We start from the raw sequence: 19,959 nt of genomic DNA, 5'->3' as shown, positions 1-19,959 counted from the left end.
CGTCAGTGCGTTCGACCTCCCCCGGCTTGCTCGCGCACCTCCACGCTGACGGTCAGTCGGCCGGTACGCTGGAAGCGCAGGGTCAGCGAAAAACGATCTCCGACGTGCAGCCGGCGTGTGAGCCCGATGAGCATCACGTGAAAGCCGCCCGGGCGGAGGACGACCTCCCCATTGGCCGGCACGGCAATCGACTGGACCCGTACCATGCGGTGCATCCCCCGGTCCATGACGGTGTTATGCAGCTCCACCGCGCGAGCCACGTCCGTGGCGGCGGACACGAGCCGATCCGGCTGGCCGCCGGAGTTGTGGATTTCCAGGTAGATGGCGCTGTTGGCCCCCCGGTTGCCGGGCCGAGCCCACGGGCGCCTGACCTCCAGTGAACCTCGTCCTGCTGCAGGCCAACCCGAGGCCACCACCAGAACGAGCACGGTTGCGAGGGTAAGGAGCTTGCGCATGTTCCGCACACCTCCCGTAAAACGGCTCCGTGGCCCGGTCAGATCCCGCGGCCTTTGGCACCTTCCCGCACCAGGATCCGCACGTCGTGCACGTAGTCGTCGATGGACGTCTGGGGGTTGAACCGCAGCCTCCACCTTCCCCGGGTGTCCACCACAGGGACCGAAGCGGTATGCGCCACCAGGTAGCCCGTCGCGCTGTCCGGCTGCGGCACCTTTTCGTAGGCAGCCCCGAACGCTTCGGAGAACGCCCGCAGCTCAGCCTCGGAACCCACGAGGCCCACGAAGTCCGAACTGAAGAGCTCCAGGTATTCCTGCACCTTGGCCGCTGTGTCGCGCTCCGGATCCACGGTGACGAACACGAAGCGCACGCGCTCAGCATCCTGGCCCAGGCGTTCTCGGGCCCGCTTCCACAGGCCGAGCGTGGCGGGGCAGACGTCCGGACAGGTCGTGTAGCCGAAGAACAACAGAATGACCTTGCCGCGCTGATCCGCCAGGCGGAACACCCGGCCGCGTTGGTCGAGCGCCACCAGGTCGGGCAGGGGGCGCGGCGGGTCCACCAGCTGGCCCCGAAGGGGCTCTACGCGGGAGCATCCGGCCGCCCACGCCACCGCCACGGTAACAGCAGTAAGGACTCCGAATGACCTACCGGCCATCCCAACCCTCCCCTCCGGCGCGCCGCCACGCCGGGATCCATGGGTGAGTCTGCCGACTCTGGCGTCAGCCGGTGCGGGGAGGGGGAACCTCCGGCTCCGGATCTGCAAGGGCCCGTACGAGGCCGTACTCGGTCGGAGCTCGGAGAGTCGGCTCGGGCCGGAAGAGGAGGAACTTCACGGCAACCGCGGACAGGAACGCGGCGGCGTGGAGCACCAGGGGGTTCAAAAGGTCGGCTCCGCGGATCCACACCACGTCCGTGGCGTGCGCAGCGGGGTGCCGAAGCGAAGCACGGAGCCCCACGACGTGCCCGACTGACAGATGGCGGCCGGGGACCCGGGAGACGTCAGCGAGATACCAGTGGGTGTGGTACGGGTCGTGGGCGTGGGGATCCACAAGCGGACCCAAAAGGAGCACAGCTCCGAGCACGACTGCGAACCGCCCGCCCATTGGCAACTTCCAAAATACCGGGAGGACTGTCCAGCTCGCAATCCGGCACGGAGCGGATGGCCTCGCCTCTCCTCGCCGGCCGACCGGCCGAGGCTGGGATGTGGAGGGACGGGAGTCGAAGCGAGGCGCAGACTCGTGCCGATGTCCCGGTACGACCGCGTGAGCCTTCGGGCAGCCGTCACACGTCCTGCTCATGCAGCGAGTCCAAGGCCAGCAGCGAATGGGCGTAGGCCGCCCCCGCCCGCATCTCGGCCGCCACCCAGACCGCCTCCATGATCTCTTCGGCCGTGGCGCCGTGCTGGCGCGCCGCCCGGGTGTGGCTGCGGATGCAGTACGGACACTGGGTCACGTGGGCCACGGCCACGGCGATGAGCTGCTTGGTCTTGGCCGGCAGCGCCCCGTCCGCGAACACCTGCTGGGAGAAGTGGCGGAAGGCCTCCAGCGTCTGGGGCGCCAGCTCCCGGCGCCTGGCGGCCAGCTCGCGGCTGGGCTGGGGGTAAAGCTCGTGTGCCATGCGCATCACCTCCACGTGCTCCGTCTGAACCGAGGGATCCCGGCAACCGCGCGTACGCAGTGAACCCTCATCTGTCGTCAGCAGAGCCCAACTCCTGCGGCAGCGAGATCACGAACCGTGCGCCCCCCTCCGGCCGGTTGGCGGCGTCCACGCGGCCACCCGAAGCCGAGACGACGTGCTTGACGATCGCCAGCCCCAGGCCCGCGCCCCCGTCCGCTCGTGCCCGCGCGGCGTCGGCCCGGTAGAACCGCTCGAAGACCCGGGGCAGGTGCTCGGGTGGAATCCCCGGTCCGTCGTCTTCCACCACGAAGCAAATCCGGCCGTCGCCGGCCTCCGCGCGCAGCTCCACCGTGCCGCCCGCGAACTTCACCGCGTTATCGACGAGGTTTGCGAGTGCCTGCTCGAGCCGATCGCGATCCGCGGTCACCGTCAGGTCGTGGGCGGCGTGCACCCGGACGGAGATCCCGCGCCGCGCCGCCGCGTCGGAGAACCGCTGGGCGACGTCGTGCAGGACGTCTGCGGCCCACAGCCTCTGCGGTCGGAGCCTGACTGTCCCCGATTCCAGGGTGGACAGGTCGAGAAGGTCGTTGACCAGCCGTGTCAGCCGTTCGATCTCGCCGACCATCCGATCGAGAAAACGACGGGCGAAGGCGGGGTCGTCGAGCCCTCCCTGCTGGAGCGCTTCGGCCATCGCGCGCACCGACGCAAGCGGTGTGCGCAGTTCGTGTGAGACATTCGCCACGAAGTCGCGACGGACGGCGTCGGCCCGGCGCGCCTCCGTGACGTCGCGGACCGCGAGCACCACGCCTCCGCCGGGCACCGGATCCGCTTTGACCCGAAAGACCCGCCGGCCTGACGGCGGGGTCTCCCACTCGACCTCGACGGTCTCGCGCTGCCGCTGGACCGCATCCATCAGCGCATCGACGCCGTGGTGGCGGAACAGGGCCATCGCCGTGCTGCCGGCCGGCTCGCGGTCCCCGAGATCAAGCAGGCTCCTGGCCGTCCGATTCGCCAGCACCAGGCGACGTCGCGCGTCGAAGACCAGGACGCCGTCGCCCATCGCGTCGAGCACGGCGCGCACGCGGTCCCGCTCGTGCTGCGCCGCCCGCACTGCACCCTCCATGCGCCGGACCTCGGCCTCCAGCTCGGCCACCAGACCCGCGGGCTGACGATCCAGGTCCCCGACGGGGTACTCGGCCGGCTGACCGAGGCCCAACGCCTGCAGACCGCGTTTCGCCCGGTCCACGGCATGGAGCACTCGGGTCATCCACGCGGCGGCGGCGACCAGCAGCGCCCCGGCGGCGACCAAGAGCGCCGCGACGCCCCACGGTGCACCCGTACGCAGCGCCGGCAGCGCCAGGCCGATGGCAGCGATGCCCAGGCCGATGCCCACGAGCAGTCGCGGCGTCATGGATCCCTACGGTTCGAGGCGGTAGCCCACGCCGCGCACGGTGTCCAGGCGGACGCTTGAGCCGGCTTCGCGCAGCTTGCGGCGCAGCCAGGAGACGTGCACGTCGACGGTGCGCTCGTCGCCGGTGTAGTCGTAGCCCCAGACCTTCTGCAGGAGCCGGCCGCGGCTCATCACGATGCCGGCGTTTTGCATCAGGACCGCCAGCAGATCGTACTCCTTCGGCGCAAGGGGCAGGGTGGACTCCCCGCGGCGCACCTCGTGGCGCGCGGCGTCGAGGACGAGATCACCCACGGTCAGAGGCGCGGCGCGGACCGGGGTGCGACGCCGGAGGGCGGCCCGCACCCGCGCTACCAGCTCGCGCATGGAGAACGGCTTCACGATGTAGTCATCCGCACCGATGTCCAGCCCGACGACGCGGTCGGATTCGTCGCCCTTGGCCGTCAGGAGCAGGATCGGCAGGTCGCTTTCCTGCCGCAGGATGCGGCACACCTCGAACCCGCTGAGTTCCGGAAGCATGACGTCGAGGACGATCAGGTCGAACGCCCGGGTCCGGGCAAGGTCCAGCGCGGTGGCCCCGTCGTGCGCTTCCACCGCCTGATAACCTTCGCGCTCGAGGGCGAAGCGGACCGCCTCGGCGATCGGTCGCTCATCGTCGACGACGAGAATGCGTTCGGCCATCGTTTCGACCCTCGCTCGGCTTGCGGCAGCGGCTGACGTCCGTATGTGCGAGGTTCCGCCGCCCGGTTCCCATCTTCCCCCAGGCGCCGGGGCGGGACAACTCCCAGCGCTCGCTCCCTTCGGCAGGAGGACTGGGGTGCGGGTCATCGGCCGTCACCGTGGCGCACCAGGTCCACGCCCGCGTCCTGCAACAGTTGTGCGGCGGCCGGATCGGGATAGTCGCCCCCGTAGACGACGCGCACCAGACCGGCGTTGACGATCATCTTCGCGCACACCAGACACGGCTGGTGGGTACAGTACAGCGCGCCGCCGGCGATGCTCACCCCGTGATACGCAGCCTGGAGGATGGCGTTCTGTTCCGCGTGGATGCACAGGCAGGTGTCGTGCCCAGTCCCCGGCGGTGCCTCCCCGGCACAGCGCGGACATCCCCCTTCCCCGCAGTTCGGACGCCCGCGCGGCGTGTCGTTGTACCCGGTCGACAGCACCATGCGGTCCTTGACCACCACCGCCCCGACCCGGCGCCGCAGGCACGTCGACCGGCTGGCGGCGAGTGCCGCCATGCTCATGAAGTACTCGTCCCAGGTAGGGCGGGTCACCGGGTGCCGAACAGGCGGTCGCCCGCGTCGCCCAGCCCGGGCACGATGTAGCCGTGGTCGTTGAGGTACTCGTCGATCGCGGCGGTGTAGATCACCACGTCGGGGTGGTCGCGGTGGACGCGCTCGACCCCCTCCGGGGCGGCGATCAGGCACATGAGCTTGAACCGGGTCGCCCCGCGCTCCTTGATGAGCCGCACGCACTCCGCGGCAGACCCGCCCGTGGCCAGCATGGGGTCCAGCACCATGACCTCCCGCTGTGCGATGTCCGGCGGAAGCTTCACGTAGTACGTCACCGGCTCAAGCGTCTCGGGGTCGCGCCAGATGCCCACGTGTCCCACCCGTGCGGTGGGCATGAGCTTGGTGATGCCGGGCTCCATGCCCAGCCCGGCGCGCAGGATCGGCACAACGGCTAGTTCGTACCCGGAGATGGTCTTGCCGCGCGTCACCGCCAGGGGCGTCTCGACCTTTGCGTCACGGGTACGCAGGTCCCTCGTGGCTTCGAAGGCGAGCAGCATCGCCAGTTCTTCGACGAGCTCGCGGAACTCCTTGTGATTGGTGTGCCGATCACGCAGGATCCGAACCTTGTGCTGGATGAGCGGGTGGTCCACGACATAGACCTTGGACAAGGCGGGCCTCCGGTGGCAGTCAGGGGCTTGGGGTCGGGGCGGGCCGCGTGTCGGAACCGCCGACAGCTTCCAACGCCGGCACGTCGGACTCGGCGTAGATCGGAAACTGGGCGCACAACTCGTGCACCTCTGCCCGCACGCGGGACTGCACCACTTCGTCGTCCGGCGCACTCAGGACCTGTGTGATCCACCGTCCGATCTGACGCATCTGCACTTCGCGCATGCCGCGGGTCGTCACCGCGGGCGTCCCCACGCGGATCCCGCTCGTCACCGTGGGCTTTTGCGGGTCGAAGGGCACCATGTTCTTGTTCACGACGATATGGGCCCGACCCAGCGCCTCCTCCGCCACCTTTCCCGTCAACCCCACGGAACGGAGGTCGACGAGCATCAGGTGCGTGTCCGTACCCCCGGAGGTCACGTGGAACCCGCCCCGCAACAGTTCCTCCGCGAGCGCCTGGGCGTTGCGGACGATCTGGGCGGCGTACTCGCGAAAGGCTGGGGTGGCGGCTTCCCGGAAGCACACCGCCTTGGCCGCGATCACGTGCATCAGCGGACCCCCCTGGCCGAACGGAAACACGGTTCGGTCCACGGCCTTGGCGAACTCCGCCTTGCACAGAACCATCCCCGCCCTGGGCCCCCGCAGCGTCTTGTGGGTCGTAGAAGTCACCAGGTGCGCGTAGGGTACGGGGTCGGGATGCACCTTCCCCGCCACCAGGCCGGCGAAGTGGGCCATGTCCACCATCAGGTAGGCACCGACCTCGTCGGCGATCTCGCGCAGGCGGGGGAAGTCGAAGTGACGTGGGTACGCCGTCGCGCCGGCCACGATCATCTTCGGACGGTGCTCCCGGGCCAGGCGCGCCAGGTTGTCGTAGTCGATCACCTCGGTCTTTTCGTCGACGCCGTAGGGCACCACCTCGAACAGCTGCCCGGAAAAGTTGACCGGGCTGCCGTGCGTGAGGTGGCCCCCGTGGGCCAGGTTCAGCGCCATGATGCGGTCCCCGGGTTTGAGGACGGCGAAGTACGCCGCCATGTTCGCCTGCGATCCCGAGTGTGGCTGCACGTTGGCGTGCTCGGCGCCGAACAGTGCCTTGGCGCGTTCGATGGCCAGGCTCTCCGCGACGTCCACGTACTCGCACCCGCCATAGTAGCGGCGCCCCGGATAGCCCTCGGCATACTTGTTCGTCAGCACGCTGCCCTGCGCTTCGAGGACCGCCCGGCTGGCGTAGTTCTCGGACGCGATCAGGTTCACGCGCATCCGCTGACGTTCGATGTCGCGCAGGATGGCCTCAGCGATCTCCGGATCTTCGCGAATCAGATGGCGCAGCATACTTCTCCTCCACGGCCCGGATCTTCGCGAGACGGGCGTCGTGGCGGCCTCCCTCGTAGTCCGCCGTCAGCCACGCCCGAACGACATCCCTGGCCACCTCGACGCCGATCGCGCGCGCACCCAATGACAGCACGTTGGCGTCGTTGTGCGCCCGCGCCATGCGTGCCGTGTAGCTCTCCCAGCACACCGCGCACCGCACGCCGGGGACCTTGTTGGCTGCGATCGCCTCCCCGTTTCCGGTGCCGCCGATCACGATCGCACGGTCGAATGTGCCCGCCGCCACCCCCTCGGCCACCGGCACGACGAAGTCGGGGTAGTCGACGGGATCCTCCCCGTGCGTACCGAAGTCCCGCACCTCGTGTCCGAGGTCGCGCAGCATCCGTTTGAGGTCCTCCTTCAGAGCGTAGCCGGCGTGGTCGCTGGCAAGGGCGATCCGCATCGTCAGCTCACTTCGCCTCGCCCTCGGACCGAACCTTCACCCGGCCGCGGCCAGGACCTCCGCCTCCGAGATCGGCCCGGGGCGCAGGACGCGGGGCGTCTGCGCGGTGCAGTCCACCACGGTCGAGGCCGCCGACCTGCAGCGCCCGCCGTCGAGAATCAGGTCTGGCCGCCCATCCAGCTGCGAGAGGACCTGGACGACGGAGGTGGCCGGAGGCTGGCCGTGCACGTTGGCACTCGTGCCCACCAGAGGCCGCCCCAGCTCGCGCGCGAGGGAGCGTGGGACCGCGTGGTCGGGAACGCGCAAGCCTACGTTTCCGGTGCCCGCCGTGACGATGTCGGGCAACCTGTCACGGGCGCGCAGCACGATCGTTAGCGGGCCCGGCCAGAAGCGGTCCATGAGTAGGCGGGCAGCGGGCGTGATGAACGCAAGACCCTCGGCGTCGTCTGGATCGGCGAGCAGGATGGGTACCGGCTGGTCTGGGGTGCGTCCTTTGATCGCGAACACGCGCCGCACCGCGGCAGCGTCCGTGGCGTCACAACCCAGCCCGTAGACCGTGTCGGTCGGGAAGACGATCACCCCGCCGGTGCGGAGCAACTCCACGGCGCGCCGTGGAGCGGGGGCATCGGGGGTCACACGCAGGACGGACACCGCAGAAGTTAGGGGAGGCATGCGTTTCCATTATAGCCCTCAAAGGCGGAGGCCCGCGCGAGCGCGCGGGCCTCCGTACACGAATCCTGCCGTCTGCTGTTACGGCTTGCCGGGTACCCCGGACGGCGGACCGCCGGGAGTGCCGGAGGGCGGGCCACCTGGCGTCGTCTCGGGCTTGCCGGCATTCTGCGGAGACTTGCCCTCGGACATGACGTAGGCGACCGCCAGACCGAGCTGGGACGGATGGACGCCGAGCTCCATGGCGATCTCGCCCCACCCCATACCGCTGGCACGCATCTCCATGATCTCTTCCACACTCTTCCCGGAGAGCTTCGCCAGATGCAGGGCCATGATCACCTCGCCCCAGCCGTAACCGGCGTCCCGCATCGTCTCGATCAGCCCATCCAGGTCCTCGAAGTCCTCCCCGTAGACCGCCTTGATGCGGGCCACGATGAGTTCCTCGCCGTTCTCCTGCCCCCAGACCGCAAAGGGGAAGGACGCAGCCACGACGAGCGTGAGCATCAAGCCGACGATCCGCGATACCCTCACCGTCCTCACCTCCATTCCCCCCTGCTGAGTCGTGTTGATGGTACTTCACGTCGGGATCCGATACAACCGATCGTATGTTTGGACTCCCAAGCGGGAATCTTCTCACAGTTGTGGGCAGCGGCGCCGCGCGATCACGGGGTCGGCGTAGGTGATCGATCTGAGGTGGGCCGCCCGATAGCCCACGTCCCCACGACCACGCGCTCCAGCCCGGCGAGATCCCGCAGGATCCGGACGTGTTCGAATCCGAGCCCCTCAAACAGCTCCGCCACCGCCTGGGCCTGATGCCACTTTGCTGCCACCTCCATCGCCAGCGTCCCGCCGGGGAGCAGAACGCGCGGCGCCTGGAAGGCGATGCGTTCGTGGATCTCGGTGCCGCGCGGACCCTCAGAGAGCAGGGCAACCGGAGGCTCGTGATCCCGGATCTCCGCCGGAAGTTCGTCGCGTGCGTGCCGCGGAACATAGGGCGGGTTGGCGAGGACCGCATGCGCGCGCACGCCGCGCTCGATGACCGGCACGAGGGCGTGGCCTGCCAGCAGCGTCACCCTGCTGGCGACTCCGTGCCGTCGGGCGTTGCCAGAGGCCACCTCGAGGGCCGCCCGCGAGACGTCGGTGGCGTAGGCCCGCAGGTCCGGGCGCCGCACAGCCAACACCACCGCCACCGCGCCGCTGCCGGTCCCCACGTCGACCACCACCGGTGCGGCGATCCCGCGGATCGCCTCCAGGGCCACATCCACCAGCAACTCGGTCTCCGGGCGAGGAATGAGGACCCGCTCGTCGACGGCGAACCCGAGGCCGCAGAACTCCCGCTCCCCGACCAGGTACGCCGTGGGGCGACCGGCCGCCCGGCCCTCGAGCAGATCGACATACCGCCGCCAGACCGCCTCGGAGACCGGCTGCGTCCAGCGGACGTACAGGCCGGCGCGGTCCAGCCTCGCCGCGTGCCGCAAAAGCACCTCGGCTTCGATCGGCGCGGACTCCACGCCCGCCGCCGCCAGATGCTCGCGGCCGAACAGGTAGGCTTCGCGGAAAGAAACCGGCCGGATGTCCTTGCCGGTTGGTGGGTCCGAGGGGACGGCCCGCGCACCGATCGGAGGTTGAGGTCGCCGGCCCGTCATGTTCCGCCGCTCGCCGCCGGCTGTCCCAGTCGGGCGGCCCGATCCGCCGCGGCGAGCGCGTCGAGGACCTCGTCGAGGTCTCCGTCCATCACCGACTCCAGCCGGTGGAGGGTCAAACCGATCCGGTGGTCGGTGACGCGGTTTTGCGGGAAGTTGTAGGTGCGGATCTTCTCGCTGCGCTCGCCCGTGCCGACCTGCTGGCGGCGCGCCGCGGCGATCTGCGCCTGCTGCTCGCGCTCGCGCAACTCCAGCAGGTGGGCCCGCAGGATGCGCATCGCCTTCTCGCGGTTCTGGTGCTGCGACCTCTCGTCCTGGCACGTGACGACCGTCCCGGTCGGCAGGTGCTTGACGCGCACGGCCGTCTCGACCTTGTTGACGTTCTGCCCCCCTGCACCCCCGGCGCGGAACGTCGAGATCTCGAGTTCGTCGGGCTTGATCTCCACGTCGACCTCTTCGGCCTCAGGGAGCACCGCCACGGTCGCCGTGGAGGTGTGGATCCGCCCCGCGGCTTCCGTCGCCGGCACCCGCTGCACGCGGTGGACGCCGCTTTCGTACTTCATGCGGCTGTAGGCGCCCTCTCCGGCGATCGCCACCGTCGCGGACCGCACGCCGCCGAGGTCCGACGGCTGCAGGTCCAAGACATCCGTCTTCCAGCCGCGGCGCTCCGCGTACCGCGTGTACATCCGGAGCAGATCGGCGGCGAACAGCGCCGCCTCCTCGCCTCCGGCGCCCGCACGGATCTCGACGATGATGTCGCGGTCGTCGTGGGGATGGCGGGGCGCCAGCCGCTGCTCGAGCTCGGCCTGCAGGGCCCGACGCCGCGCGTCCAGCCGCGCGATCTCCTGCGCGGCCAGCTGGCGCAGTTCTCCGTCGCCGTCGGCCAGCATCGTCTCGGCGTCGGCGCGTTCCCGGTTCACCCGCCGCAGCTCCTGCACGAGTGCGACCAACTGCCCCAGCGTGGCGTGTTCCTTCGCCAGTGCACGGTAGCGGGCCGGGTCCGCCAACACCGCGGGATCCCCCAACAGCGCGTTGAGCTCCGCGTACCGCTGCTCGATTCCGTTCAGCTGCTCTGCCAGCATCTTGGATCTCCCACGCCGCGCACCGAGGGCCTCACGCCACCGTGCGCTCGATCATCCGCTCGTCTTCGCGGTCCACCACTTCCCGCAGCGCCTGGATCGCCACCTCGACCTGCGCGTCGTCGGGTTCGCGCGTCGTCAGGCGCTGCAGCCAAAGCCCCGGGACCACCAGCGGCCGGAACCACCGGTAGCGCGCGCCGGCGCGGATCACCTCGTAGGACAGGCCGGCGATCAGGGGGATGAGGAGGATCCGGGAGACGATGCGCCATCCCAGGGGCGGCTTCCCCAGGACGGAGAACACGAGCACGGCGACCACCATCACGATCAGGATGAACGACGTCCCGCACCGAGGGTGGAACCGGCTCTGCTTCTGGACTTCGGGCACGGCCAGTGAGACCCCCCGCTCCCAGGCGTTGACGGCTTTGTGCTCGGCACCGTGGTACATGTACACGCGGCGCAGGTCCGGCAGCAGCCCGACGATGCCGACGTACCCGACCACGATCGCGATCCGGATCGCGCCCTCGGTCACGTTGAACGCGAGGGTGCCCGGCAGCCGGTGGTCCAGCCAGCGCACCAGGACCGTCGGCAGGACGAAGAACAAGCCCACCGCGATGGTCAGGCCGATCCCGAGGCTTAGCGCCACCTCCCTGGCCGACAGCTCGCGCCCCTCGGCTTGGGTGGCCGCCTGGTTCGCGGAATAGATCAGCGAGTGGACGCCGATGGACAGCGCCTCGTACAGCACGACCATCCCCCGCAGCACCGGCAGGCGGGCCCACCGCTTCTGCACGAGCAGGCTGGGCCGCTGCTGCACTTCGCGCACGACCTCCCCGTCCGGGCGCCGCACCGCGGTGGTCACCCAGTTCGGACCGCGCATCATCACGCCCTCGAGCACGGCCTGACCGCCGATCATCATCTGAGGTACACGTCGTTCCATTGCAAATCCATCGTACCACTGGACGGCGTGACGACGATCCGCACCCGCGACGCCGAATCCCATCGTTTCGCGCTGCTCGAGGTGCTCGATCCCATGACGGCACACGCAAAGTAGCCGCGCGAGAGGATGCAGCAGGCGCCGAGGTCACCGGGGAGGAGCTGCGTCCCCTCCTCCGGACACGGACCGCGGGGAGGATCGCTGGGCTAGGCGGTCTTGGCGGGCTCCAGGCCGTACTTCTTCATGAACTTCTGAACGCGCCCTTCGGTGTCAACCAGGCGCCGCTGCCCGGTGTACAGCGGGTGGCACTTCGAGCAGACCTCCACCCGGATCATCTTCTTGGTGCTGCCGGTCACAAACGTCTCGCCGCACGCGCACACGACGACCGCCTCGTGGTATTCGGGATGGATCCCCTGCTTCATCACCGCACCTCCCACACCGGCAGCCGCCGGGCGATCCAGCGCATTATAGCACGCCGCGCACCGGCGTCCGCCCCTACCGCAGATACCGCAGCGGGTCGACCGGGTTGCCCTCAATGCGCACCTCGAAGTGGAGGTGGGAGCCGGAGCAGGCGCCGGTGCATCCCACCGTGGCGATCTGCTGGCCGCGGCGGACGTGCTCTCCGACCCGCACGAGGATGCGCGAGGCGTGCGCGTACCACGTCTGCATCCCGTCCCCGTGGTCCAGGACGACGAGCCGGCCGTACCCGCCGAACCAAGCGGCCCGGATCACGCGGCCGTCGCGCGCGGCGTAGATCGGGGTGCCGTAGGGGGCGGCGATGTCGATGCCGTCGTGGTGGCGGCGCCACCGCATGCCGAACCGCGAGGTCAGCACGCCCCGTGCCGGCCACAACCAGGATGCCTGGGCGCGTCGGGCAGCAATCTCCCTCTGCGCGCCGGCCGTCGAGCGACGAGGGCCGGCGGCAGCCCCGGGCGCGGGGATCACGAGCCTCTGTCCGACGCGCAGCATGTCGCCCTGGATGTTGTTGGTGCGCGCGAGCGAATCGACGTCCACACCGGTCTTCAGGGCGATCGCCCACAGCGTGTCTCCGCTGCGCACGGTGTAGGTGGACGGGGCAGTCGCGGCGGCGCCGGCCGCTGTTCGGCCGCCCACCGGGATCTGCAGCCGCTGCCCGGGTCGTAGGAACTGGCTTTCAGAGACGCCGCTCGCGGATGCGATGGCCTCGACGGTGGTGCCGAACCGCCGCGCCAGATCCCACAGGGTATCCCCCTCCGACACGGTGTAGGCCGTCGTCTGCGCCGCGGCTGGCCGCGGGGAGGTGTGCGACGCGCTCTGCTTGCGCTGGGGGGCCGACGGTGTCTTTGCCTTCTGCGGGGCCATGGGCTTGCGCAGCCCGATGTCCATCGGGATCTGGGGGATCGCCTGCGCGGGATCGGGTATAGGGAGGAACGGACGCGGCTGGCCGACGGACGGGGATGAGGGCTGGGGGCTGCCTTCGCTGATCGTCGGGCCGGGGAGAAAGACCGCACTGCCGAGCAACAAACACGCAGCCGCACGAGCAGGGGATATGGGCACCTGCCATTCCCTCCCCGGAGCGATCCAGATTGTCTCGGAGTTCGGTGTCAGTGGGCGACAGACCGAGACGAACCAAGCCTGATTCTAACCGGAGTCGTCAACTGCGCATAGACCCGAACGTATCGTCGCCCGCTTCGCTGGTCGGAGCCCGTCTATGGGGATGGCCATGGCGATGTCGACTCGGGGGGGGCAGGCACACCCGATGGCCGCTGCGGACGCCGCGCCGGCGGGAGCCGTCAGCCGACGCGCACATCTTCCTCGGAGGACTTGACGATCGAGCGCAAGAACGCGGAGTTGTTGGGGGTCTTGCGCATGCGGTCGAGGATCAGCTCGGTCATCGCGACCGTGTCCAGCTGCTCCAGGGACTTCCGCAGCACCCAAACCTTGCGCAGCTCTTCTTCGGTCAGCAGCAGGTCGTCGCGCCGAGTGCCGGACATCTTGAGGTCGATCGCCGGGAACGTGCGCCGCTCCTGCAGCCGCCGGTTCAGGTGCACTTCCATGTTGCCCGTACCCTTGAACTCCTCGTACACCATGTCGTCCATGCGGCTGCCGGTGTCGATCAGGGCGGTAGCGACGATCGTCAGGCTGCCGCCTTCTTCGATCTTCCGCGCCGCCCCGAAGAAGCGCTTGGGGCGGTGCAGCGCCGCGGGGTCCAATCCACCCGACAGCGTACGTCCAGATGGCGGGATCACCAGGTTGTTGGCGCGCGCAAACCGTGTCAGGCTGTCGAGGAGAACGACCACGTCGCGCTTGCCCTCGACGATGCGCTTGGCGCGCTCCAGCACCAGGTCGGCGACCTGCACGTGCTCTTCGGGCGGCCGGTCGAAGGTGCTCGCGATCACCTCCGCCTCGACCGAGCGGCGCATGTCCGTGACCTCCTCCGGCCGCTCGTCCAGCAGGAGCACCATCAGGTAGACCTCAGGGTGGTTCTGGACGATCGCCTGGCCGATCTTCTTGAGGAAGGTCGTTTTGCCAGCCTTGGGCGGGGAGACGATCATCGCCCGCTGCCCCTTGCCGATGGGGGCGAACAGATCGACGATCCGCGTGGTCAGGTCGCCGTTGGATTCCAGCTTGAACCGCTCGTAGGGGAAAACCGGGGTGAGGCTCTCGAAGTTGGGGCGGTTTCGGGCCTGCTCGGGATCGAGGCCGTTCACCGCCTCGACACGCAGCAGCGCGTAGTACTTCTCGTTGTCCTTGGGCGGCCGTACCTGGCCCAACACCTCATCCCCCACGCGCAGCCCGAACCGCTTGATCTGCGACGGTGAGACGTAGATGTCCTCCGAGCCGGGCAGGTATCCGGCAGCGCGCAGGAAGCCGTAGCCCTCCGACATGATCTCGAGGATGCCGGAGCGGAACATCAGCCCCGACTGCTCGGTCTGCGCCTGGAGGATGCGCATCACCAGTTCCTGTTTGCGGTACCGCCGGAAGTTGGCGATGTTGAGCTCCTTCGCCATCTCCTGCAGTTCACTCAGGTTCTTGGCTTCCAGCTCTGCCAGTGCCAAGTTGACCCCACCTCCGTAGGCGGCGACCCGGCGCGGAGCCATCCCGCCCGGTCGGTGTCCTTCTCGATGCGAGTGTTCGGGATCGCCTGCGGCGAAACTCCGTCGGAGGTTAGCTGCCGACCTTCGCGCGGCGGTCTTCCAGCTCCGCCTGCAGTCTGCGCCAATCCGCCAAGAACCGCTCGATCCCCTGGTCAGTCAGGGGGTGTCGGAACAGCGACTCCAGCGTGGCGAACGGCATCGTCGCGATGTCGGCGCCGGCTCGGGCTGCCTCCAGCACGTGCAGGGGACTGCGCAGGCTGGCGGCCAGCACCTGCGTGTCGTAACCGTACGACTGGAGGATCTCGACCGCGTCGCGCACGACGTCCATGCCGACGTGGCCGATGTCGTCCAGGCGGCCCACGAACGGGCTCACGAAGTACGCACCCGCCTTGGCCGCCAGCAACGCCTGCATCGGCGTGAACACCAGGGTCACATTGGTGCGGATGTTGCGGTCACGCAGCGCCACGACCGCCCGCAACCCCTCCGGGGTCATGGGGACCTTGACCACCACGTTGTCCACCCAGCCCACGAACTCCTCTGCCTCCCGGACCATGCCCTCGGCGTCGAGGCTCGTGGTTTCCACGCTGATCGGCCCCCGCACGTAGCGCGCGATCTCCTGGATCAAAGCCCTGTGCTCCCGCCCTTCCCGGGCGACGAGCGTGGGGTTGGTCGTCACACCGTCCAGGATGCCCCACGAGGCCGCCGTGCGGACCTGTTCGACGTTGGCGGTGTCCAGGAAGAACTTCATCGCCTACGGACCCTTCGCCTCGATATACGTCACGTCCCCGACGTCTCCCTGCACCAGCATCGCCAATTCGTCGTTCGGTTTCAAGTCGCCCAGCTGCGCCGGCCGGTCGTTGCGATAGACGGCGAGGACCGGCGAGAGTCGAAAGTTGCGGATGGTGGCCCCCTCGGAGATCGACAGGATGGCCGGGTTGCCGGGCTGGATGGCGCGCAGCCGTCCCTTGATGAAGTTGTAGCGGCCCAGCACCTCCATCACGACGTCGAGGGCGACCGCGGCGTCCAGGCGCGTGGCCGGCTCGTTGGGCCGCACCCGGTTGTTGGCCAGCGCCAGCATCCTGCGCTCGATCCCCAAAGCCACGTAGCCCCGGTGCTCGGCCTTCACGTCGGCGGCGTCGGCGGCCTGGATGGTGCTGCCGCGCTTGGCCATCGCCTCCTGCTCCAGCCCCGAAGCCCGGATCGCGTACTCGGCGACCTCAGCGCGCGAGATGTCGGCGCGCGGACGGAAGGTGTTGTCCGGAAATGCAGAAACGAACCCCTTCGTGTAGAAGATCGTCACCGGCGCGAGCTGGGGCCGGGAGGTCACCACGCCGATGATCTCGTAGCGTCCGGGTGGGACGGGCCGGTCGTTCTGATCCAGCTGCCGCCACCCCGCTGTCTCGCCCACTAGGACCCGCTGGTTGGGCTGCACCGTCAGCCGCAACCCCTGCGTCGTGAACTGCTGGCCCAGCGACCAGCGGGCGACCTCCGCGCCGGCCTGGTTGCGGATGATGAAGTCGAACTGCTGCGAGGTCGGAAACTCCAGCTCGACCGCCCGGCCCGACGTGTTGCGCACCCACAGCCGCAGGCGGATGTTCTCTCCCGGGCCATAGGTACCCTTGTCGGTCTCCATGATGACCTCGATCTCCTGCGTGCGCCGCACCGCGGTGGTCTGGTTCACCGTCCCGGAATGGACGAGCGCCGCCAGCATCCCGCGGGCCGCCGCGGGGATCTCGTTCAGGTCCCGGTACTCCGGCAGCGTGCCTCCACCTTCCCGCAGGCCCACCGCACGGCCCAGCGCCAGGACGAAGTCCAGCCGGTTGATCTTGTCGTCAGGGCGGAACCGTCGGTCCTGGGGGATCTCGAAGACACCCCGGGCCGCCAGTTTCTCGAGCATCCGCTGCTCAGGCCGGCCGGCGACGTCGGTGTAGATCTGTGCAGCCACCGCTGCTCCCGCGAGCGCGGTGACCAGCAGGGCTACTAGCGTGCGAACGGCAAGACGCTTCATCGCTTCCACGGTCCTCCTGGGTTTCGAAACGTCGCGACTGGGGGATCGAGCGGGCCGCGAGCGGTCAGTCCTCGCGCGACTCGGTTGCAGCGTCGGCAGCCTGCGCCTCGGGCTTGCCCTCCGAAGCCCGGAGCTCTCCGAGTTCGTGCTCAAGGCGCTGGATCTGCCGGTCGACGTCCTCGGCCTGCGCGCACAGCCCGGCGAGATCGGGATCGGCGAGCGACCCAGACCGGAACCGCGCGTGCACCAGACGGCCGATCTCTTCATAGTGGCTGTTCAGCTTGGCCTGCAGGTTTCCGATCTCCAGCCGCACGCGCGCCATGCGCGCGAGCCTCTCCGACTCGCGCGCCACCGAGGTCGCCCCCTCCTTGACCGACCGGACGACCTTGTCCAAAAACTCGCGGGCCATCGCCACGGTCGCATTATAACATCCCCACCCCGGCGGGCACTGTCTCGGTACGGCGCGGCCGTCCCGTCTGCTACGATCCTGGGTATGCACGACGTGCAGGCCGACCTCCGACAAGCGATCCGGCGTGCGGTCGCGGCGATCGGCGCGGATGCGTCCGTCGAGATCCGACTCCAGCCCACACCCCCCGAGCGACCCGGAGACTACGGCACGCCGGTCGCTTTCACCCTCGCCAGGATGCTGCGCCGACCACCGGCACAGATCGCGGCCGAACTCGCCTCCGCGATCGAGCCCCCGCACGGCGTGCGCCGCGTCGAGGCCGCCGGGGGCTACCTGAACTTCACGTTCGAACCCGGCCACCTCACGCAAGCCGCAGCGCGACCGCTGGAGCCATTCCCGCACCGGCCCGGCAAGGTCATGGTCGAGCACTCCTCGGTCAACCCTAACAAGGAGCTGCATGTGGGCCACCTGCGCAACGTGGCGCTGGGTGACGCGATCGCCCGCATCCTGGCCTACGCCGGCCACCGCGTCGAGGTCACGAACTATATCGACGACACCGGTCGGCAGGTCGCCGAGTCGCTGTTCGCCGTCCGCCACTACGGACTGCGCCACGACGGGACCCGCAAGTACGACCACTGGGTGGGCGAAGCCTACGTCCGGTTGCACCGCGACATGGAGGACGCAGCACGCCTCGCCGAGCTGGAACCGGGGATCCGCCAGACGATCCACCGTCTGGAGTCGGGTGAACTGCGCGGGGAGGTCGAGCGGATCCTCCGGGCGCAACTGCAGACGATATGGCGCCTGGGCGCCGAGTACGACCTGCTCGTGTGGGAGTCCGACATCGTCCGCAGCGGGCTCCTGCACCAGGCGATCGCCCTGCTGGAACGCAACCCGCACGTCTTCCGGCCCACCGAGGGCAAGTACGCCGGCGCGCTGGTGATGGACACCTCCCCGTTCGTGGCAGGGCTGGAAGACCCCTACCTCGTACTGCTGAGGTCCGACGGGACCGCAACGTATCCGGCCAAGGACATCGCGTTCCAGTTTTGGAAGATGGGGTTGCTGGGAGGCTTGGCCTACGCGCGGTTCGACACGCAGCCGTCGGGAAGGCCGCTGTACACGACGGTGCCCGAGGGCAAGCCGGACATGCCGTTCGGCGGCTGCGACGAGACGATCAACGTCATCGACGTGACCCAGAGCTATCCGCAGCTCGTCGTCCGCACCGCGCTCGCGGTGGCCGGCCGTCCCGATCTGGCCCAGCGCGCCCACCACCTCGCCTACGAGACGGTGACGCTGGAGGGCAGGCGCATCTCCGGTCGACGGGGGCATACGATCTCGGTCGACGACCTCGTCGCGGAGGCGGTCCGACGGGCTCGAACCGTGGTTGCCGAGAAAAACCCTGACCATCCCGACCCCGACGGCGTGGCCGAGACAGTCGGCATCGGTGCGCTGCGGTTTGCGATGGTCAAGACGGAGCCACGACGGCAGATCGACTTCCGTTGGGAGCAGGCGCTGTCGTTCGACGGTGACTCCGGGCCGTACGTGCAGTACGCGCATGCCCGCGCCGACTCGATCCTCCGAAAGGCCGCCGACGCGGGGCTGTCGACAGAAGCCCCCGACTACGACCTCGTGACGTCGTACGAAGTCGGGCTGGCGAAGGCGTTGCTGGGGTTCCCCGAAGCGGTGCTCTCGTCGGCCGCAGAACGCACGCCGCACATCCTCGCCCAGTATCTGCTCGACCTCAGCGCCGCCTGGAACGCCTACTACAACGCCCGCAACCCCGACGGGAGCTCGGCCACCTCGGTGATCCACGCGCCGCCCGGGTTGCGCGGCGCGCGCCTCGCTCTCACCCGTCAGGTGCGCGACGTCCTGCGCACCGGACTGGACCTGCTCGGAGTCCCTGCACCGGAGATGATGTAGCCACCGGCCCGGCGGGAAGCCACCGCGCTCCGTCGAATACCAAAGAGGACCGCTGACGGTCAGGGGGGCGCCTCATGGAAAGGGCATTGATGCTCGACTTCGTAAAGGTTACCGAGGCCGCAGCGCTGGCGGCCGCCCGGTTGATGGGCAAGGGTGACAACGAGGCCGCCGACGCGGCCGCGGTGCAGGCGATGCGGTCGGCGATGTCCGAGCTGGACATCCGCGGGCGCATCGTGATCGGTGAGGGCGAGCGCGACGAGGCGCCCATGCTCTACATCGGCGAGGAGGTCGGCGCGGGCAACGGTTCCGAGGTCGACATCGCAGTCGACCCCCTCGAAGGGACGAACCTGGTGGCCAAGGGGCTGCCCAACGCGATCTCCGTCATCGCCGTCAGCGAGCGGGGCGGGATCCTGTACGCGCCCGACATCTACATGGAGAAACTCATCGTCGGCCCGTCCTCCGCAGGCCGCGTGGACCTCCGTTGGCCGGTCGCGCGGAACCTGAACACGATCGCCTCGTCGTTGCGTCGCTCGGTCCACGACATCACGGTCGTGATCCTCGATCGGCCGCGGCACGCCGAGCTGATCCAGCAGGTACGGGACGCCGGTGCGCGGATCCGGTTGATCTCCGACGGAGACGTCTCGGCCGCGATCGCGGCGGCTGTCTCGGGCACCGGCGTGCACGCTGTCATGGGAGTGGGCGGTGCGCCCGAAGGCGTGCTGGCGGCGGCGGCCCTGCGCTGCCTGGGTGGGGAGATCCAGGGCCGCTTCTGGTTCCGCAGCGACGAAGAGCGCGAGCGGGTGCGCTGCATGGGGATCTCCGACCCCGATCGGGTCTTTTTCACCGAGGACCTGGTCCCCGGGCGCAACGTGATCTTCTCGTGCACCGGGATCACCGACGGCGACCTGTTCAAGGGCGTCCTGTACTTCGCCGGCGGCATGCGCACCCACACGCTGGTCATGACTGCGGCCAGCGGCGAGATCCGCTTCGTGGACAGCGTCTACGTGACCGACCGCGAGCGGATCGGGGCGATCCGGCTCCTGTAGCCGCAGACGGCGGGCCGCCGACCCTCGATGGCGCGT

Annotated in this window: 23 protein-coding genes; 2 read left to right on the top strand and 21 right to left on the bottom strand. The window is 69.2% G+C overall.

The window, feature by feature from the left end; translation table 11 throughout:
• Nucleotides 1-2 precede the first annotated feature (2 nt).
• The 21 genes from QN163_04950 to QN163_04850 form a co-directional block, all read right to left on the bottom strand.
• Complete coding sequence (locus QN163_04950; GenBank protein ID MDR5683359.1) at nt 3-455, bottom strand: copper chaperone PCu(A)C; 453 nt, start codon at nt 453-455, stop codon at nt 3-5.
• Nucleotides 456-493: 38 nt separating this feature from the next.
• A complete protein-coding gene (locus QN163_04945) occupies nt 494-1,108 on the bottom strand; it encodes an SCO family protein (protein MDR5683358.1) in 615 nt (204 codons plus the stop codon).
• 64 nt (nt 1,109-1,172) lie between these two features.
• Nucleotides 1,173-1,556, bottom strand: coding sequence for a hypothetical protein (locus QN163_04940; protein MDR5683357.1), 384 nt, complete (start codon nt 1,554-1,556; stop codon nt 1,173-1,175).
• Between the two features lie 178 nt (nt 1,557-1,734).
• On the bottom strand, nt 1,735-2,070 hold the full coding sequence (locus tag QN163_04935; protein ID MDR5683356.1) for a carboxymuconolactone decarboxylase family protein: 336 nt from the start codon (nt 2,068-2,070) through the stop codon (nt 1,735-1,737).
• Between the two features lie 67 nt (nt 2,071-2,137).
• The gene (locus QN163_04930; protein MDR5683355.1) at nt 2,138-3,481 is read right to left on the bottom strand and encodes an ATP-binding protein; all 1,344 of its coding nucleotides are present in this window, start codon (nt 3,479-3,481) and stop codon (nt 2,138-2,140) included.
• Between the two features lie 6 nt (nt 3,482-3,487).
• Entirely contained in the window at nt 3,488-4,159 is a 672-nt protein-coding gene (locus tag QN163_04925; GenBank protein MDR5683354.1) for a response regulator transcription factor, read from the bottom strand.
• Between the two features lie 143 nt (nt 4,160-4,302).
• A complete protein-coding gene (locus QN163_04920) occupies nt 4,303-4,755 on the bottom strand; it encodes a cytidine/deoxycytidylate deaminase family protein (GenBank protein MDR5683353.1) in 453 nt (150 codons plus the stop codon).
• Nucleotides 4,752-5,381 carry a uracil phosphoribosyltransferase gene (upp, locus tag QN163_04915; protein MDR5683352.1) on the bottom strand — a complete coding sequence of 210 codons (630 nt, stop codon included), beginning with the start codon at nt 5,379-5,381 and terminating at the stop codon, nt 4,752-4,754. The genes QN163_04920 and upp overlap by 4 nt, the downstream gene beginning before the upstream one ends.
• Before the next feature lie 19 nt (nt 5,382-5,400).
• Nucleotides 5,401-6,705, bottom strand: a complete 1,305-nt coding sequence (gene glyA / locus QN163_04910) for a serine hydroxymethyltransferase (protein MDR5683351.1) — start codon at nt 6,703-6,705, stop codon at nt 5,401-5,403.
• Entirely contained in the window at nt 6,668-7,147 is a 480-nt protein-coding gene (gene rpiB, locus QN163_04905) for a ribose 5-phosphate isomerase B (GenBank protein MDR5683350.1), read from the bottom strand. The genes glyA and rpiB overlap by 38 nt, the downstream gene beginning before the upstream one ends.
• 36 nt (nt 7,148-7,183) lie before the next feature.
• A complete protein-coding gene (locus QN163_04900) occupies nt 7,184-7,798 on the bottom strand; it encodes an L-threonylcarbamoyladenylate synthase (protein MDR5683349.1) in 615 nt (204 codons plus the stop codon).
• Between the two features lie 99 nt (nt 7,799-7,897).
• The gene (locus tag QN163_04895) at nt 7,898-8,347 is read right to left on the bottom strand and encodes a hypothetical protein (GenBank protein MDR5683348.1); all 450 of its coding nucleotides are present in this window, start codon (nt 8,345-8,347) and stop codon (nt 7,898-7,900) included.
• 131 nt (nt 8,348-8,478) lie between these two features.
• The gene (prmC, locus tag QN163_04890) at nt 8,479-9,462 is read right to left on the bottom strand and encodes a peptide chain release factor N(5)-glutamine methyltransferase (GenBank protein ID MDR5683347.1); all 984 of its coding nucleotides are present in this window, start codon (nt 9,460-9,462) and stop codon (nt 8,479-8,481) included.
• The gene (prfA, locus tag QN163_04885) at nt 9,459-10,541 is read right to left on the bottom strand and encodes a peptide chain release factor 1 (protein MDR5683346.1); all 1,083 of its coding nucleotides are present in this window, start codon (nt 10,539-10,541) and stop codon (nt 9,459-9,461) included. The genes prmC and prfA overlap by 4 nt, the downstream gene beginning before the upstream one ends.
• A 31-nt stretch (nt 10,542-10,572) precedes the next feature.
• Nucleotides 10,573-11,472, bottom strand: coding sequence for a DUF1385 domain-containing protein (locus tag QN163_04880; GenBank protein ID MDR5683345.1), 900 nt, complete (start codon nt 11,470-11,472; stop codon nt 10,573-10,575).
• A 203-nt stretch (nt 11,473-11,675) separates the two neighbouring features.
• A complete protein-coding gene (gene rpmE / locus QN163_04875) occupies nt 11,676-11,891 on the bottom strand; it encodes a 50S ribosomal protein L31 (GenBank protein MDR5683344.1) in 216 nt (71 codons plus the stop codon).
• 73 nt (nt 11,892-11,964) lie between these two features.
• The gene (locus tag QN163_04870) at nt 11,965-12,972 is read right to left on the bottom strand and encodes a peptidoglycan DD-metalloendopeptidase family protein (GenBank protein ID MDR5683343.1); all 1,008 of its coding nucleotides are present in this window, start codon (nt 12,970-12,972) and stop codon (nt 11,965-11,967) included.
• Nucleotides 12,973-13,241: 269 nt separating this feature from the next.
• Entirely contained in the window at nt 13,242-14,549 is a 1,308-nt protein-coding gene (gene rho / locus QN163_04865) for a transcription termination factor Rho (protein MDR5683342.1), read from the bottom strand.
• Nucleotides 14,550-14,616: 67 nt separating this feature from the next.
• Nucleotides 14,617-15,294 carry a fructose-6-phosphate aldolase gene (gene fsa, locus QN163_04860; GenBank protein MDR5683341.1) on the bottom strand — a complete coding sequence of 226 codons (678 nt, stop codon included), beginning with the start codon at nt 15,292-15,294 and terminating at the stop codon, nt 14,617-14,619.
• 3 nt (nt 15,295-15,297) lie between these two features.
• Nucleotides 15,298-16,554 (bottom strand): BsuPI-related putative proteinase inhibitor, encoded by a 1,257-nt coding sequence (locus QN163_04855; protein ID MDR5683340.1) that lies wholly within the window; start codon nt 16,552-16,554, stop codon nt 15,298-15,300.
• 64 nt (nt 16,555-16,618) lie between these two features.
• Nucleotides 16,619-16,969: a hypothetical protein gene (locus QN163_04850; GenBank protein ID MDR5683339.1), complete on the bottom strand. Its 351-nt coding sequence runs from the start codon at nt 16,967-16,969 to the stop codon at nt 16,619-16,621.
• A 78-nt stretch (nt 16,970-17,047) separates the two neighbouring features.
• On the opposite strand from QN163_04850, the gene QN163_04845 reads away from it, so the two are divergent.
• Complete coding sequence (locus QN163_04845; GenBank protein ID MDR5683338.1) at nt 17,048-18,877, top strand: arginine--tRNA ligase; 1,830 nt, start codon at nt 17,048-17,050, stop codon at nt 18,875-18,877.
• A gap of 74 nt (nt 18,878-18,951) precedes the next feature.
• A complete protein-coding gene (gene glpX, locus QN163_04840) occupies nt 18,952-19,923 on the top strand; it encodes a class II fructose-bisphosphatase (protein ID MDR5683337.1) in 972 nt (323 codons plus the stop codon).
• The last annotated feature ends 36 nt before the right edge of the window (nt 19,924-19,959 follow it).

This window comes from Armatimonadota bacterium (genome assembly GCA_031432545.1).
GTDB classification, from domain to species: domain Bacteria; phylum Sysuimicrobiota; class Sysuimicrobiia; order Sysuimicrobiales; family Sysuimicrobiaceae; genus Caldifonticola; species Caldifonticola tengchongensis.
Note: the sequence above shows the minus strand (reverse complement) of the source record. Positions and strands in the feature narration are given on the sequence as shown.

Coding starts and splice junctions, on each gene's coding strand:
- QN163_04950 (MDR5683359.1), bottom strand. CDS start 455: ATGCGCAAGCTCCTTACCCTCGCAACCGTGCTCGTTCTGGTGGTGGCC.
- QN163_04945 (MDR5683358.1), bottom strand. CDS start 1,108: ATGGCCGGTAGGTCATTCGGAGTCCTTACTGCTGTTACCGTGGCGGTG.
- QN163_04940 (MDR5683357.1), bottom strand. CDS start 1,556: ATGGGCGGGCGGTTCGCAGTCGTGCTCGGAGCTGTGCTCCTTTTGGGT.
- QN163_04935 (MDR5683356.1), bottom strand. CDS start 2,070: ATGGCACACGAGCTTTACCCCCAGCCCAGCCGCGAGCTGGCCGCCAGG.
- QN163_04930 (MDR5683355.1), bottom strand. CDS start 3,481: ATGACGCCGCGACTGCTCGTGGGCATCGGCCTGGGCATCGCTGCCATC.
- QN163_04925 (MDR5683354.1), bottom strand. CDS start 4,159: ATGGCCGAACGCATTCTCGTCGTCGACGATGAGCGACCGATCGCCGAG.
- rpiB (MDR5683350.1), bottom strand. CDS start 7,147: ATGCGGATCGCCCTTGCCAGCGACCACGCCGGCTACGCTCTGAAGGAG.
- prmC (MDR5683347.1), bottom strand. CDS start 9,462: ATGACGGGCCGGCGACCTCAACCTCCGATCGGTGCGCGGGCCGTCCCC.
- prfA (MDR5683346.1), bottom strand. CDS start 10,541: ATGCTGGCAGAGCAGCTGAACGGAATCGAGCAGCGGTACGCGGAGCTC.
- QN163_04880 (MDR5683345.1), bottom strand. CDS start 11,472: ATGGAACGACGTGTACCTCAGATGATGATCGGCGGTCAGGCCGTGCTC.
- rpmE (MDR5683344.1), bottom strand. CDS start 11,891: ATGAAGCAGGGGATCCATCCCGAATACCACGAGGCGGTCGTCGTGTGC.
- rho (MDR5683342.1), bottom strand. CDS start 14,549: ATGGCTCCGCGCCGGGTCGCCGCCTACGGAGGTGGGGTCAACTTGGCA.
- fsa (MDR5683341.1), bottom strand. CDS start 15,294: ATGAAGTTCTTCCTGGACACCGCCAACGTCGAACAGGTCCGCACGGCG.
- QN163_04855 (MDR5683340.1), bottom strand. CDS start 16,554: ATGAAGCGTCTTGCCGTTCGCACGCTAGTAGCCCTGCTGGTCACCGCG.
- QN163_04845 (MDR5683338.1), top strand. CDS start 17,048: ATGCACGACGTGCAGGCCGACCTCCGACAAGCGATCCGGCGTGCGGTC.
- glpX (MDR5683337.1), top strand. CDS start 18,952: ATGGAAAGGGCATTGATGCTCGACTTCGTAAAGGTTACCGAGGCCGCA.